Source organism: Ilumatobacter nonamiensis YM16-303 (genome assembly GCF_000350145.1).
GTDB lineage: Bacteria > Actinomycetota > Acidimicrobiia > Acidimicrobiales > Ilumatobacteraceae > Ilumatobacter_A > Ilumatobacter_A nonamiensis.
The window spans coordinates 29,889-44,138 of the sequence record NZ_BAOL01000080.1 but is presented as its reverse complement, the minus strand read 5'-3'; the positions used below and the strand labels follow the sequence as shown (position 1 = coordinate 44,138).

At 66.4% G+C, this 14,250-nt stretch carries 12 protein-coding genes; 10 read left to right on the top strand and 2 right to left on the bottom strand.

What is annotated here, in order from left to right; all coding sequences use genetic code 11:
* Positions 1-58: 58 nt before the first annotated feature.
* Positions 59-1,321, bottom strand: coding sequence for an aromatic ring-hydroxylating oxygenase subunit alpha (locus ON45_RS22645; protein ID WP_040493413.1), 1,263 nt, complete (start codon positions 1,319-1,321; stop codon positions 59-61).
* A 175-nt stretch (positions 1,322-1,496) separates the two neighbouring features.
* Between ON45_RS22645 and ON45_RS09510 the strand changes: the two genes are divergently transcribed.
* The 10 genes from ON45_RS09510 (at position 1,497) to ON45_RS09465 (ending at position 13,593) form a co-directional block, all read left to right on the top strand.
* The gene (locus tag ON45_RS09510; protein ID WP_051062809.1) at positions 1,497-3,254 is read left to right on the top strand and encodes a PEP-utilizing enzyme; all 1,758 of its coding nucleotides are present in this window, start codon (positions 1,497-1,499) and stop codon (positions 3,252-3,254) included.
* Positions 3,251-4,024, top strand: coding sequence for an SDR family NAD(P)-dependent oxidoreductase (locus ON45_RS09505; protein ID WP_083914688.1), 774 nt, complete (start codon positions 3,251-3,253; stop codon positions 4,022-4,024). Before ON45_RS09510 ends, ON45_RS09505 begins: the two co-directional genes overlap by 4 nt.
* A gap of 23 nt (positions 4,025-4,047) precedes the next feature.
* Positions 4,048-4,470, top strand: a complete 423-nt coding sequence (locus tag ON45_RS21340) for a pyridoxamine 5'-phosphate oxidase family protein (protein WP_148288612.1) — start codon at positions 4,048-4,050, stop codon at positions 4,468-4,470.
* 472 nt (positions 4,471-4,942) lie between these two features.
* A complete protein-coding gene (locus tag ON45_RS09495; protein WP_083914694.1) occupies positions 4,943-6,313 on the top strand; it encodes a sugar transferase in 1,371 nt (456 codons plus the stop codon).
* 199 nt (positions 6,314-6,512) lie between these two features.
* Entirely contained in the window at positions 6,513-7,673 is a 1,161-nt protein-coding gene (locus ON45_RS09490; RefSeq protein WP_148288611.1) for a hypothetical protein, read from the top strand.
* 14 nt (positions 7,674-7,687) lie between these two features.
* The gene (locus ON45_RS09485) at positions 7,688-8,896 is read left to right on the top strand and encodes a hypothetical protein (RefSeq protein WP_040493412.1); all 1,209 of its coding nucleotides are present in this window, start codon (positions 7,688-7,690) and stop codon (positions 8,894-8,896) included.
* Between the two features lie 12 nt (positions 8,897-8,908).
* Positions 8,909-10,294 (top strand): O-antigen ligase family protein, encoded by a 1,386-nt coding sequence (locus ON45_RS09480; protein ID WP_158412320.1) that lies wholly within the window; start codon positions 8,909-8,911, stop codon positions 10,292-10,294.
* Positions 10,291-11,214, top strand: coding sequence for a glycosyltransferase family 2 protein (locus ON45_RS09475; protein WP_158412318.1), 924 nt, complete (start codon positions 10,291-10,293; stop codon positions 11,212-11,214). The genes ON45_RS09480 and ON45_RS09475 overlap by 4 nt, the downstream gene beginning before the upstream one ends.
* A gap of 38 nt (positions 11,215-11,252) precedes the next feature.
* Positions 11,253-12,362 carry a glycosyltransferase family 4 protein gene (locus ON45_RS09470; protein ID WP_148288609.1) on the top strand — a complete coding sequence of 370 codons (1,110 nt, stop codon included), beginning with the start codon at positions 11,253-11,255 and terminating at the stop codon, positions 12,360-12,362.
* Positions 12,334-13,593 (top strand): glycosyltransferase, encoded by a 1,260-nt coding sequence (locus ON45_RS09465; RefSeq protein WP_051062805.1) that lies wholly within the window; start codon positions 12,334-12,336, stop codon positions 13,591-13,593. Before ON45_RS09470 ends, ON45_RS09465 begins: the two co-directional genes overlap by 29 nt.
* A gap of 26 nt (positions 13,594-13,619) precedes the next feature.
* Here ON45_RS09465 and ON45_RS09460 read toward each other — a convergent pair whose 3' ends face one another.
* On the bottom strand, positions 13,620-14,240 hold the full coding sequence (locus tag ON45_RS09460; RefSeq protein WP_040493408.1) for a sulfotransferase family 2 domain-containing protein: 621 nt from the start codon (positions 14,238-14,240) through the stop codon (positions 13,620-13,622).
* Between the last annotated feature and the right edge of the window lie 10 nt (positions 14,241-14,250).

Genomic DNA, 14,250 nt, shown 5'->3' with positions numbered 1-14,250 from the left:
CCATCCGGTGTCAGACACCGGATGGCACCGCAGACACCGGATGGCACCGCAGCCCGGGTCAACGCTCGACGTACGGATCGAGCAACGGCTCCATGCGGAGGTGCTCGGGGATGTTCTCGGTGCCGATGATCCGGTCGATCTCCTCGTGGAGGTGCCAGATCCGACGTTCCTGGTAGTTGATCGGGATGCCGGTCAGGGCCGGCGACTCCATCGATCGCTGCATCGGAGCCATGTTCATCTCGTCTTCGGCCATGATCTGGTTGTAGACGGAACGACGCGACTTCCAGTCGTCGCTGAGTTCGTCGGGGAACCGGTCCTCGCCTCCGGGCGGGAGTGCGTAGTAGATCCAATCCAGTCGGGTGGTGTTCTTGTCGACGGGCCAGAAGATGTTGATCGGAAACCCGATCCGCCCGAGCGGAATGATCGTGTTCGGGAAGATGCTGACGGCCGAGCTGGTGCAGTCGACCATCGCCGGAACCGTGTCGATCGTGCGCATTCCGGGTTGATCGACGTACTTCCAGTCGTCCCACGCCGCCATGCCGGAGCGCTCCACGTTCTGCTTCGAGTACGGCGTGATCATCCGGCTGTGGCCATGCGGGTACAGGCCCATTGCCGCCCCTCGGTTGTCGAGCACGCTGACGCCGTTGTGGGAGTGGATGTGGCGGAAGTGGTACACCTCGAGGAACGCCTCGGCGGTCACCTTCCAGTTGCACGGCACGATGCGCGACTCGCGGTAGACCTCGCGGAGCGCCGTCGTCTGGAACGGATCGAGCATCGGTCGGAGCGGTGCGATCCAGTCGCCGAGCGGTGTCGCGTCGAGGTCGCGGTTGACGAAGATGAACCCGCCGTAGGTGTCGCAGTTCGCACGCGGGAGGCAGCGCTGCTCCCAGTCGAGGTCGACGAAATCGCGTTCGTCGGGGATCGACACGAGGGTCCCTCCGTCGACCTCGTACGTCCACGAGTGGTACTGGCAGCGCAGCCGTCGTGACGACCCCCGTTCTTCTCGGACGACCGGAGCACCGCGGTGCTGACACGTGTTGTAGAAGCAGCGGATCTCGCCGTCCGTGCCCCGCACGATCAGGAGTGGGACACCGAGATCGTCGAACGTCATGTAGTCGCCGGGATTCGGGACGTCTTCGACGCGCCCGCCGATCACCCAGGTTCTCGTCCACAGGTGCTCCCGTTCGAGCTCGTGGAACAGGTCGCTCGTGTGGCGGTCGGTCGAGATGTCGTGGAAGGCCGGGAAACCCTCGGGAGGAGCGGTGCGGTCGAACTCGAACGCCATGTCGCGACGGATCCGCTCGATGAGGGATTCGTCCATTGTTGCGTCCACCGTGGCCTCCACACCGCTCGTCGCTCCGCGTCCTCGGAGATACCGACGACCCGTTAAGTTTCGCTGGTCGGCGGCACGCGCCACGAACCGCACGCCGTCCGGTGGAGCGACGAGAGCGCGTGGACATCACCGTCGACCAGGGGAATTGAGGGGGAACCGACACATGACCGAATCCGTCGACACGTGGATCACCGACACCGAGATCAGCACGCGCTTTCCGTACTACACACGGGCCAACGCCGACGAGGTCGGACCCGAGCCGTTCAGCCCGCTCGGGTGGAGCCTCGGGTGGGCGAAGGGATGCGTTCCCGGCGTGGCGAACGGCTACTGCGCGTTCGGCGTGCTCGAACCGGAAGAGTACGCGGTCGATCCCCCCGAGGTGTTCGGCAACTGGGGTGGCTACTTCTACAACCAACTGTCGCTGCCCCGTGTGATGGGCGTTCGGATGCCCGGCGCCAGCCCTGCGGCGATCGACCTCGCGTACTTCGGCGATCGGCCGGGAGTGCCGAAGTACACGCCGCATCCGGACGACGAGAACGAGGCAGCCAGCCGGAAACTGGCCGAGTCGATGGCGTGGGCGATGAGCACGGCCGAGTTCCCGGCTCAGGAGGAAGCGTCACGCTACGCGCTCGACGTGGTTCGTGATCGTCCGGATCTGTCGGCGATGTCGAACGCCGACCTCGTCGCTCGCGCGCGTCAGCTCGCCGGTCCCGACCTCGACTGGGCATGGACCGCGTACTGTCAGTCGGCGCTCGCCGCGTCCCTCGGGCCCGGTGCCGTCCAGGCGATCTGCGAAGCCATCGGTCGCGGAGACGACGCGGTCAAGGTGATGACTGCGATCGGTGGTGTCGAATCGGCCGATGCCGGGGTCGTCATGTGGGAACTGTCCCGCCGCGTCAAGGACTCCCCGTTCCTGATGGACGAGTTCGATGCCGGGGTCGACGGGTTGCTCGACCGCCTCACCGCTTCGGGGAACGACGACGCGGTGGGCTTCCTCGACGCGTGGGCCGACTTGATCGCCGTTCACGGCCACCGCGGGCCCAACGAATGGGACCTGCGGGCACACTCGTGGACGACGAAGCCGTCGCTCGCGCTCGGGATGCTCGAACGAATGCGACATCAGGACGACGCGAAATCCCCCGGCGATGCCCATGTGCGAGGTGTCGCCGAGCGGGAGCGGTTGACCGCTGAACTGCTCGAGATCGTCGCCGGTGATCCCGAGGCGCACGGCGGTCTGCACGCGGGGATCGCATCGGCTGCGGTGTTCTACGGAATGCGCGAGATGGGCAAGAACGCGTGCATCCGGCTGATCCACGAGGCGAAGCTCGCGCTGACCGAGGTCGGCGCACGGTGCGTCGCCGATGGGGTCCTCGACGATCCGCAGCAGATCTTCATGCTGCTCGACGACGAGGTCGATGGCTTTCTCGTCGATCCCGCATCGATGGTCGCCACGATCCGCGAGCGAGAGACGACGTTCGCGCTGCTGCAGACGCTGGAGCCGCCCTACATCGTCAAACTCGAGGAGGGTGTGCCGCCGATCTCGACGTGGGCGAAGCGGGGCGGGGGAGTGGCGTCGGTCGCGTCACCCGGCGAGGTGCTGCAGGGGACGATGGGTTCGCCCGGAGTCGTCACGGGAACCGCTCGGGTGATCCTCGATCCGTCGGATCCGGGGGCGATCGGACCCGGCGACATCATGGTTGCGCCGACGACCGATCCGTCATGGGTGCCGCTCTTCCTCGCTGCCGAGGGGGTGGTGGTCGACGTCGGCGCCGTCGCGAGCCACGCGGCGATCATGTGCCGCGAGCTCGGCCTTCCATGCGCGGTCTCGGTCGTCGACGCAACGAAGCGAATTCCCGACGGCGCGACCATCGAGATCGACGGTTCGACCGGTTCGGTGAAGGTCGTGGAGGTTCCGGGATGAGCATCCTCGATCGCTTCGCATTGGATGGCCACGTCGCCGTCGTCACCGGCGCCGGACGCGGGATCGGGGAGGGAATCGCGGTCGGGCTCGCCGAGGCCGGATGCGATGTCGTGCTCACGGCGCGTCGACAGAACGAGATCGATGCCGTTGCCGAGAAGGTTCGTGCGCTCGGCCGCCGCGCCCTGGCGATCCCGGGTGACATCACCGACGGTGCGTTCGTCGATGACCTGGCCGATCGCGCCAAGGACGAGATGGGTCAGGTGACGATCTGGGTCAGCAACGCCGGCGGTGCCGACGACCGGACACCGCGACATCTCGCCGACATGCCGGATCGCCAGTGGGACTACCAGCTCGACCTCAATCTGCGCGCGGTCTTCACCGGCTCGCGGGCCGCAGCGCGAGTGCTCGACGATGGTGGTTCGATCATCAACATCTCGTCGGGTGCGGCATTGAAGCCGTCGCCGAACAACGGTCCGTACGCGGTCGCGAAGGCCGGCGTCGACAGTCTCACGCGCACGATGTCGACCGAGCTCGCCCCGCGCGGGATTCGCGTCAACGGTGTGGCGCCGGGACCGGTTCCGACCGAGGTGTTCATGGAGTTCTTCGGCGCGTCGGAGGAGGACATCCCGACGCTCGGCAAGAAGCTCGGTGTGCCGCTCGGCCGGTTGGGAACTCCCGACGACGTCGCGAACGCGGTCGTGTTCCTCGCCTCGGATGCGGCGTCGTGGGTCACCGGACAGACGCTGCTTGTCAACGGCGGCAACCGGTAGTCCGGGCGGCAGTTGTGGCGGCGATGACCCGCGACGAGATCGACGCGTTCCTGGCCGAACCGCGTGACGCGGTGCTGAGCGTGGTGCTGGGTTCGGGTCGAGCGATGGGGACCCCGATCTGGTTCTGCTGGGTCGACGGAGTGGCCCGCTTCCAGAGCCCGACGACCTCGGCCAAGGTGGCCGCATTGAGGTCTCGTGGTCGAGCGAGTCTGTGCGTTCACGAACATTCCGTTCCACTCGCCCGGTACGTCACGTTGGAGGGCCCGGTGCGCGAGGTCGACTTCGACATGGACACCGACATCGGTGCCGCCGCCCGTCACTACCTCGGTGACGGCGCGGACCGGTTCATCGCGGGCATCGACGCCGCCCTCGATGCGGGCCGGCGCTGGGCGAGTTTCGAACTCACGCCCACCTTCATCGAGGGCAAGACGCAGACCCTGGCCTGACGATTCATCACGGTCCGCCCCGGCAACCGGGGCGACCACCCTGCGCGCTGAGGCCACCACCGTACACGCCAGTGGTGTGTCCACGGACACAGCACAATCGAACGTTGCGAATCGGGTGCGTGAACAGAGCGTTACTTCCGAGCCGGCATCTCGATCGACGTACACGTCGGTGCTAGCAAACGTGTCGGGCGGAACGTTGGTACCGCACATTCGAGGTCGAGATGTTGAGGAGCGTGATCGGTGAACGAGTGGCTCGATGCGGTCGGTTGTGACGGCTGACTCGACGACTCGGCGGCGCGTGCTGACGGTCGATCGTCCGCAGGCCAGACACGGCGCTCGACGAACGCGAACCGTCATCCGAGCCGCGGATCGCGACTGGTCGGCGTCAGCGACGCCTGCGCCGCCACGACCGTCCCCACCGGTGGGCCCGGTCGGCGTCGCGGATCGAGCCGTGTCACCGTCGCGTGCACGAATGCTGCTCTTCGTCGCCGACGTGGGTGCCGTCGTCGTCGGCTGTGCGTTGGCTTTTCTCATCCAGGCGATCGCGAAACCCGTCTCGGAACGAAACACCCAGAATCAGCTGATTCTGCTCGTCCTCTCGATTCCGATCTGGATGATCGCGATGGTGGGGTCGCGTCTCTACATCGCTCGAGCGAATCGCGCCGCTGCGGACGAACTCCGGAACATCGCGACAGCGTGCGTGATCGGCGGATTGTCGATCACTTCCTTGGCCTTCGTCCTCAAAGTGATCGAGCTCTCGCGGCTCTGGGTCGTGCTCATCGTGGTGTGCACCATCGCGGCGCTCGGCGCCGAGCGCAGGGTCGCGAATCGTGTGTTCGTGGGACTTCGTGCTTCGGGACGGCTCGTCCGTCGAATCCTCGTCGTGGGGACGGACTCGGACTGCATCAGTCTCGTCCACGCCATGCGCCGAAATCCCGAGCTGGGCTACGAACCGATCGGATTCGTCGGCCCCGACGACCTGGGATCCCGCGGGGGCGTCACGGTGCTCGGTGGCGTCGATGATGTCATGGCGGTGCTCGACGAAACGGGAGTCGACAATGTCATCCTGTCACCCCGAACCATCCGCCCGGCGGCACTCAATGGGCTCGCACGAAAGCTCACCGATCGCGGGGTGCATGTCACGATGGTGTCGTCGCTGACCGACATCGCGAGCCGGCGGATCCGCCTGCAGGAACTCGACGGCCGTGCACTGCTGTACATCGAACCGACGATCCGTGACGGATGGCGCAGGATCGCCAAGCGGACGTTCGACGTCCTCTTTGCCGCGCTCGGACTGCTCGTCACGGCCCCGGTGTTGCTCGCATCGGCGATGGCGATCTGGGTCGAAACCGGTGGGCCGGTGTGCTTCAGACAGCAGCGAGTCGGTCGCGACGGGCAACCGTTCGAGATCATCAAGCTCCGAACGATGGTCGTCGATGCGGAGCAACGTCGCGATCAGCTCGAGGGCGCCAACGAGTCAGACGGTGCGCTGTTCAAGATCCGCTCGGATCCACGCGTCACCTCCGTCGGCCGGGTGCTGCGGAAGTTTTCGATCGACGAGATCCCGCAGTTCTGGAATGTGATCCGCGGCGAGATGAGCGTCGTCGGCCCGCGGCCGGCGCTCCTCTCGGAAGTCGCACAATGGAGCGACGACCTGCACGACCGTTTGCGCGTCCTGCCGGGGATCACGGGCCTGTGGCAGGTGTCGGGGCGGAGCAACGTGTCGTTCGCCCAGTACAAGCGCCTCGATCTCTACTACGTCGACAACTGGAGCCTGCGTCACGATCTGCACATCGTGGCGCGGACCTTCGTGGTGGTCGCGGCGGGCAGCGGTGCCAGCTGATCGGCGCGCCGGTGGAGCGAGCTGCATCGCGCGGGTGCCCGACCGCAGCGACGCAGCACCTCCTCTGGTTGCCGGCACGAAGGACGAGTTCGCGGACGATCGAACGAAGCAGTCACCCTCGTCGAGCACCCGCCGTTCGCGGCGGTCCCGACACTTCATCGCATGGGCGATCGTCTCTTGCAGTGCGGCGGTGGTGGCCGTGACCGCGGCGGCGAGCGACACCGGGCCGGACGCCGGTGTGATCTCGAAGTCGGTGACCCCGGGCGTGACGGCTCCGAGCGTTGGGACCGCTCCGTCCGGAGACGACGTCTCCGACGAGGTGGGGACAGAAGCCGCAGGTGACGTCGTCGACCCCTCGGACGCCACGCCGGAGAATCCTCGTGACGCGTGGCTCCGCCCGTTCGAGTCGACGTCGATCTGGAACGTGGCGATCGGCTCGGGGGCCGACTACGTGCCCGCGGGCTTCACGTCCACGCCGCGTCAGCTACTCGAGGAGTCGACGCTCATGAAGACGTCGGCGGAGGATCCTCTTCGCGAGATCCTGCGCGTCGGCTCGTGGCGCGAACGGTGTGCGAGTACCGAGCGGTCCGGACTGGACATGCACCTACCCGACGGCTGGGTGCCTCCGCCCGTGACGGAGAACGAGACACCGAACAACCCGGGCGTGTTCCTGCAGCCCGACGGTCGGACGATCTACAACCTCAACGTGCTCGCGCGTTGCGATGAGGCCGGTCCACTTCACGCGCAGTGGTTGGACGACGAAATCTTGATCTCGGACATCTACGGGGACGGACGGCTCGGCGCGCACGGTGGGTCGGGCCTGAACCAGCTCGGTGGCGCCATTCGTCCGGGTGAACTGAGCGGCGAATCTCCGATCTCCCACGCACTCGATCTGCTCGTCTCTGCGGAGCATTTGTATTGGGGCGGCACGAAGGAGTCGAGCTATCGATGGCCGGCAGTCACGTCGGACGGATACGCCAGTGCTTCCACGTACCGAGGAGCCAACCCGAACGTCGTCATGGGCTCGCTCGTCGCTCTCCCGCCGGATGCCACGGCCGAGAGCCTCGGGGTCGACACCGACGTCGGACACCGTCTCGTCGAGGCTTTCCGTGACTACGGCGCCTACATCACCGACGACTCGGGGTGGGACGCGACCTATCTCGGTGTCGATGCCGAGGCTGTCGGAACGTTTCCGTGGGGCGACGACGAACGCGCCGACATGGCAACGATCGTGGTCGAGCTCCAGGTCATCGCCAACAACGGCCCGGCGACGGTCGGCGGCGGCGGAACACCCCGTCAACCCCCGCTGCCCGCCCTGATCCCCCCGGCCGAAACAACCGTCAACAACCAATCCGAATAGAGACGAGGTTCCCTGTGACGAGTCCACCACGCTCCCCAGACGATCCCGAGGTCAAGTCCTTCGAACTGGCAGACGCCGTTCGAGGATCGTGGCGCGCGCTGATCGTGATCGTTCCGGTCGTCGCCGCCATCGCAGGCGGGCTCTGGTACTCCGCCAGTTCCGACAGCCAGTTCGAGGCGACCGGCGTGTTGTCGATCACCGAATTCACGCAGGCCGACACGCCGGCTGCCGTCCGGTCGGTCGCCGACGACCTCGAGAGCACCCTGAGCGGGAGCGAGGTCGCTGCGGTGGTCGACGAGATCGCACCGTCCGGCTCGGGCTCGATCACCGCCGCCACCGTCGGGCAGGGGAGCGATGTTCGCGTCGCCTTCGTGGCCTCCGACGCCGAACAGGCCGAACTGGCACTCGATGCCGGCGTGCGCGAAGCGCTGACGATCCACTCCGAGATCGAGCGTCGTCAGATCCAGCGAGCGCTCGAGGCGGCCGACACGGAGTCGAGTGAGTCGATCCAATCCCTCCTCGACATCGAAACCGAGGCCGGGAGCGCGAACCTCGTCGAGGAGGCGGCTCGGCGCAGCGCCGACATTCTCAGCCTCCGCAACCAGATCGCTGCAGCGGTCATCAGTCCGACCGTGCAGGCCGAACTCGTCGCGGTCCTCACGGAGAAGGAGAACGAACTCGCTGCCATCGAGCCGATGCTGCCGCCCTGGTCGGCGCAACAGGTTCGTCTCGAGGAGTCGGTTCAGTCAGGCGCGGCAGCGTCACTCCGTTTGCAGCAGATTTCCGCGATCCAGGAGGACCTGCTGAACGAGCCGCTGCTTCAATCGACGGACGTCGTCGAGACCGGCAGCGTCAACGGCGCCCTTCGCTCCATGGTGGTCGCGGGAATCGTCGCGCTGCTCGTCGTCCTTGCGGCCGCCTACTTCTTCTCGGATCGTTGGCCGGTGCGACGTACGGATACCGACGACGACTCCGCTGCAACCGAGGGCGAGCGACCTGGGGAGCAGGATCACGACGTCGAGACGATCGACGAGTCCATCGAAACCGACCCGATGTCACATGAGGCCACCGAGGCTGACGATCTCGTCGTTGCCGAGGACGAGGTGGTCGGTCTCGATCCTGAAGACGTTGACGTCGTCGTGGCCGCCCAAGCGGAAAGTGAGGTCGCCGATGAGCTCCGCATCACGCGCCGTCGACCCGACCACGCCGACGCCGGCCGCTGACCACTTGGGATGATGACCGTCGACGAAAGGAGCCGCAGCATCGAGACAGCCGTCGAGCCGCAGGCACGCCCGCGGATCGCGATGATGGTCGTGGTCACCCTGGTGGCGCTCGTCGTTGCAGCTTTCGCACTGCTGGCCATCGACCTCGGGTCGAACCTTGGCCGCACCGAGTTGGTCATCGTGCTCGCTGCTCCCGTCGGGCTGGCATTCGGACTGGTCGCAGCGCTCCGCTTCGAGTGGTTCGTACTCGCCGTGCTGGTCGTGCGCCCGTCGCTGGACGCGCTCGGGACCACGGAACTCGGTCCGGGTGCGATGCTCGCTGCAGGATTTCTCGCACTGGCAATCGTCTGGCTTGTCGTCCAGCACCGGGAAGGCGAGTGGCGACGACTGAGCGTCGGAACGCGCGGACTGGTCGTGTTCGGCGCGGCCGTTTGTGCCTCGGTCACCACCTCACAGCTGATCGGCACGTCGGTGGTCGGGGCGCTCGAGATCGCATCCGGCATCGCGATGTTCGTCGTGCTCGAACAACTCCTGGTCGAACGGCCCGACCGGGCGCGCCGGCTCGTCACCGCGGCCCTGTGCAGCGCGATCATCCCCGTCGCCGTCGGCTACGTCCATTGGATCACCGGCAACTACACCGTCACGAATGGCGGGCTCGGTCGAGTCCGCTCGACATTCGTGCACCCCAATCCGTTCGCGACATACCTGGTTCTCATCGGCTTGCTCGCTGTTGCGACTGCTCTCGGGAGTCGGGGGCGCCAACGCTGGCTGAGCAGCGGCCTCGCCATCGCGGCAGCATGTCTCCTGATCGCGACGTACAACCGTTCCGGGTGGATCGCGTTCGCGATCGGTATCAGCTACCTCGCGTATCGCCAGGCCCGCTGGCTCGTGGTCGTGTTGCTCGCCGGGACGCTCGTCGTGGGTGCAGCCGTCCCCTCCGTGCGAGACCGCGTCGCCGACCTCGGCGACAAACAGGACTTCGCCTACATTCCCTCCGACGTTCCGGAGAACTCCTTCGAGTGGCGCGTGCAGTACTGGGAGGAGCTGATTCCGCTCGCCAACGACAGCCCCGTGACCGGGATCGGACCGCAAGTCATCCTCGACACACGCCCCGAGGGGCTCGAACCGCACAACGTATTCGTTCAGGTGTACGTCGAGATCGGCATCCTCGGGCTGGCCTCGCTGTTCGCCGCAGCGGTGGCGATGGGCATCACCCTTCGACGACGCCGTCGGGGTGCGACCGGTGAGTGGGACGCGGCACTGGCAGGTGCAGCAGTCGCATGCTGCCTCGCCATCCTGGTGATGGCGCCCGGTGAGAATCTGCTCAATCAGACGATGTCGTGGTGGTACCTCGCAGCATGCGCGACGTGGGGCTACGGGCAGGTGTCGACCAGATGAGCGCACCGACCGTGTCAACGCCCACGATCACGGCGGTCGTGTGCACCCGGCACCGGACCGATGACCTCCGCAGGTGTCTGCGGAGTGTCCTCTGGCAGGACGGAGTGGTTGCCGACGTTCTGATCATCGACGACGCGGACCCCGATCGCCGTCAGCAGACGGTCGAGCTGTGCGACGAGATCGCGGGCGGCGACCGACGGAACGTGCGCATCGTCACGAAGGACGAACCTGGTCTCACCGCGAGTCGCAATCTCGCGCTCGACCTGGTCGACACCGATCTCATCGTGTTCTTCGACGACGACGTCGTGCTCCATCCGTCGTACATGCGCAGCATCGTCGAAGCCTTCTGGAGCGATGCCGCGCTCGTCGGGGCAGGCGGGTCGATCGACGACGACCACGACTACGAGCTCCCCGTGCTCCGCGGCCTTCTCCTGCTGCCGGGTCGAACCACGGGCCGCGTGTATCGATCGGGCTGGTCGAGTCAGAGTCCTCGGGGCTCCGACCGGCGCGTCGAACACCTCATCGGCTGCAACATGGCGTATCGCATGTCGGTGGTACGTGGACGTCGGTTCAACGACGCCTTCGCCGGATACGCGCTCGGTGAAGACCTCGAATTCTCGCACGCTCTCCATCTGGATGGCCACGCGCTGCGCAGCGTGGGTGATGCGCGACTCTGGCATCTCACGGCGCTCCCACGCCACGACAAGGCGTGGGGCTATCGCGAGGTGGCCATTCGGCCGGTCGTCGCCGGGCGGCGCTTCAGTCGCCTCGCGTTCCTGATCTCTGCCACAGCGTTCCTCGCAGTGAACGCGCGCCGCAATCGCGAACGAGCGAAAGGCAATGTGGCTGCGATCCGCGACGTGCTCGCCAATCGCGTGACCGCTGAAGCACAGACGATCGAGAAGGGCGCGAAGACGTGACCTCGCCGCCGGCGACCACGGCCGGACAACGGCGTCCCATGCGGATTGCCATGATCGGCAGCCGCGGATTCCCCGGCCAGCGTGCGGGGATCGAGCGGGTCCTCGAATCGATCTGTCCGCGCCTCGTCGCATCGGGCAAGGCGAGGGTCAGAGTGTGGTGCCCGACATGGCTCGACTACGCCGGGAACACCTACCGCGGGGTCGAGCTGAAGCGCGCCAACGGCCTGCGCACCAAATACGGCGACACGTTCACCCGGTCGTTGCGCGCGACCCTCGGGGAGCTGGTCTCCGACTCCGACATCGTCCATTACCACGCGATCGGATCGGCACCGCTCGCGCTCCTGCCGCGGTTGTTTCGCAAACGCGTCGTCCTCACCGTCCATGCGCTCGACTGGCAACGAAGCAAATGGAGCGGCGCCGGCAAGCTCTATCTGCGTTTCGCCGAATGGGCCTCGGTCCGGGTGCCGCACCTGACACTGGCGGTTTCGCAGGAACTCAAGGACGATCTCGAGCAACGTCACGGCCGAGCGGTCAGCTACATCGCCAACGGCGCCGAGCCGCGATCGCAGGCGCCCGTCGACGACATCGCGCAGTTCGGGCTCGGCCGAAGAGACTTTCTCCTCTTCGTCGGGCGGCTCGTTCCGGAGAAGGGCGTCCACTTGCTCATCGAGGCCTTTCGTCGTCTCCCCACCGACCTCGACCTGCGACTCGCGATCGCCGGCCCCGCATGGTACGAGTCCGACTACGACCAGCGCCTGCATGAACTCGCCGGCGAGGACGACCGGGTGGTGTTCCTCGGGGAGGCCGACGACGAGCGACTCGCGGAGCTCTACTCGAACTGCCAGGTCTTCGTGCTGCCCTCCGACGTCGAAGGGATGTCGCTGTCGATGCTCGACGCGCTCGCGTACGGATCGGCGATCGTCACCAGTTCGATCCCGCCGAACGCGAACCTGGTGGGCGACGCCGGTGTCGTGTTCGACGCTGGCGACGTCGACGCGCTCGAGGCGGCACTGCTGGCGGTGGTCAGCGACGATCAGCAGGCGGAGAAACTCCGTGCCCGAGCGCTCGCGCGAGCCGGAGGTGAGTTCGACTGGGACCGCATCACCGACCAGTGGCTCGATGCGTACGAAGGCGTCCTGGATCGGTGATCACGTGCCCACGCTGCTGAACGTCAACAACTATCACTACCGGCGCGGTGGCGCCGACGTGATGCATCTCGAACAGAGCCGCCTGTTCCGGACGGAGGGATGGGAGGTCGTCGACTTCGCGATGCGTCATCCCGACAATCTCGACTCACCTTGGTCCGACTACTTCGTCGACGAGATCGAGTTCGGACGGGACTACTCGTTCCGGGAACGCGCCGTCGCTGCAGGACGGGTGGTGCACTCCCCGCAGGCTCGGCGCCGGATCGGCGACCTCATCGACCGAACGCGTCCGGACATCGCTCATCTGCACAACGTGTATCACCACATCTCGCCGTCGATCCTCCCGACGCTTCACCGACGCGGTGTTCCGACCGTGCTCACGACGCACGATCTGAAGCTCGCCTGCCCCGCCTACCGCATGATCACCGACGACGCGATCTGTGAACGCTGCAAGGGCGGGCGGATCCACAACGTGATTCGGCGACGCTGCATCAAGGACTCCGCGGTGCTGAGCTCGGTGGTCTTCGCCGAAACCGCTCTGCATCGCACGATGGGCACGTTTGCCCGGTGCGTCGATCGTTTCATCAGCCCGAGCCGGTTCTACATCGACAAGTTCGTCGAATGGGGGTTCGACGCGTCGCAGTTCGTGCGCATCCCGAACTACGTGCGACCCGACGACTTCATGCCCGCCGAGAAGGCGGGTCGCGACGTCGTGTACCTCGGACGACTCGCACCGGAGAAGGGGCTCGCCACGCTGGTCTCCGCGGTCCACACTGCCGGCGTGGCGTTGACGATCGCCGGGACCGGACCTGATCACGATGCGCTGCGACAGCAGGCCGCGTCACTCGGCGCGGAGGTCACGTTCCTCGGCCATGTGGGAGGCCCCGACCTTCACGACCTCGTCCGCTCCGCGCGGGCGGTCGTCCTGCCGTCGGAATGGTACGAGAACGCCCCGGTGTCGGTCCTCGAAGCGTACGCTCTCGCGACTCCCGTGGTCGGAGCTTCGATCGGTGGTATCACCGAACTCGTGCAGCCGGGGCGGACCGGCTGGCTCTTTCGAAGCGGAGATGTCGGCGACCTCGCAGACGCACTTCGGGTGGTGAGACAGACACCCGACGCAACGATCGTCGAGATGGGCCGAGCCGGACGATCGTGGGTGGAGGAGGAGTTCACCGACCGTCACTACCTCGAGCGAACACTCGATGTCTATCGCTCGATCGGCGTGCAGTGCTGACCCGACCGACGACGCCGGGTCGGTCGTCACCCGAACCCGAACGTCGAGATGTCGTCGCGGTAGATCGACGCGACTCGTGTTCGCGTGGCGGGGGTGTACGGATCGGCGCGCGGTTCGCTGCGATTCCGCTGTTCGAGCTGGGGGCTGGGAAGGTCGAGTCGGGAGCACACGGTCGCGAAGTCGCGCGCCAAATGGTCGAAACGACCCACGAAGTCGATGGTGTCCAGATCGATGAGCGACGTCTGTGCTCGCAGGTGAGGGTCGCACGACGTCACGTCGAGTTCCTCGACGAACGACACGAACTCGTCGAAGTCGTGAAGCCGCTCGCGTTCGGACGGCGTCAGCTCGAAATGGTTCTGGTGGATCACCTTGTCCTGCCATGCCGACACCACCCGTTCGTGGGGATCACGTACGAAGGCAAACGAGAAGACGGAGGCGGCCAGCGACGAGGGAACCGCGACGTCGTAGGGGTGCTCCGCCGCGAAATCGACGCCGGCGTCGCGCAACGAGGCGTAGATCGATCGTGTGGCGACCTTGGCGACTCGGTACCAGACGAATTCCGGCGTCCGACCGATCGTCGCATTGAAGGTGCGCCCTTGTCGGGACAGCTTCAGCGCCGACTGGGAGACCCTCGCGACAGGTGTCATGCGAGATGGC

What these genes read in the sequence shown, in the direction of transcription:
- ON45_RS22645 (WP_040493413.1), bottom strand. Translation starts at nt 1,321, where the DNA reads ATGGACGAATCCCTCATCGAGCGGATCCGTCGCGACATGGCGTTCGAG.
- ON45_RS09510 (WP_051062809.1), top strand. Translation starts at nt 1,497, where the DNA reads ATGACCGAATCCGTCGACACGTGGATCACCGACACCGAGATCAGCACG.
- ON45_RS09505 (WP_083914688.1), top strand. Translation starts at nt 3,251, where the DNA reads ATGAGCATCCTCGATCGCTTCGCATTGGATGGCCACGTCGCCGTCGTC.
- ON45_RS21340 (WP_148288612.1), top strand. Translation starts at nt 4,048, where the DNA reads ATGACCCGCGACGAGATCGACGCGTTCCTGGCCGAACCGCGTGACGCG.
- ON45_RS09495 (WP_083914694.1), top strand. Translation starts at nt 4,943, where the DNA reads ATGCTGCTCTTCGTCGCCGACGTGGGTGCCGTCGTCGTCGGCTGTGCG.
- ON45_RS09480 (WP_158412320.1), top strand. Translation starts at nt 8,909, where the DNA reads ATGACCGTCGACGAAAGGAGCCGCAGCATCGAGACAGCCGTCGAGCCG.
- ON45_RS09475 (WP_158412318.1), top strand. Translation starts at nt 10,291, where the DNA reads ATGAGCGCACCGACCGTGTCAACGCCCACGATCACGGCGGTCGTGTGC.
- ON45_RS09470 (WP_148288609.1), top strand. Translation starts at nt 11,253, where the DNA reads ATGCGGATTGCCATGATCGGCAGCCGCGGATTCCCCGGCCAGCGTGCG.
- ON45_RS09465 (WP_051062805.1), top strand. Translation starts at nt 12,334, where the DNA reads ATGCGTACGAAGGCGTCCTGGATCGGTGATCACGTGCCCACGCTGCTG.
- ON45_RS09460 (WP_040493408.1), bottom strand. Translation starts at nt 14,240, where the DNA reads ATGACACCTGTCGCGAGGGTCTCCCAGTCGGCGCTGAAGCTGTCCCGA.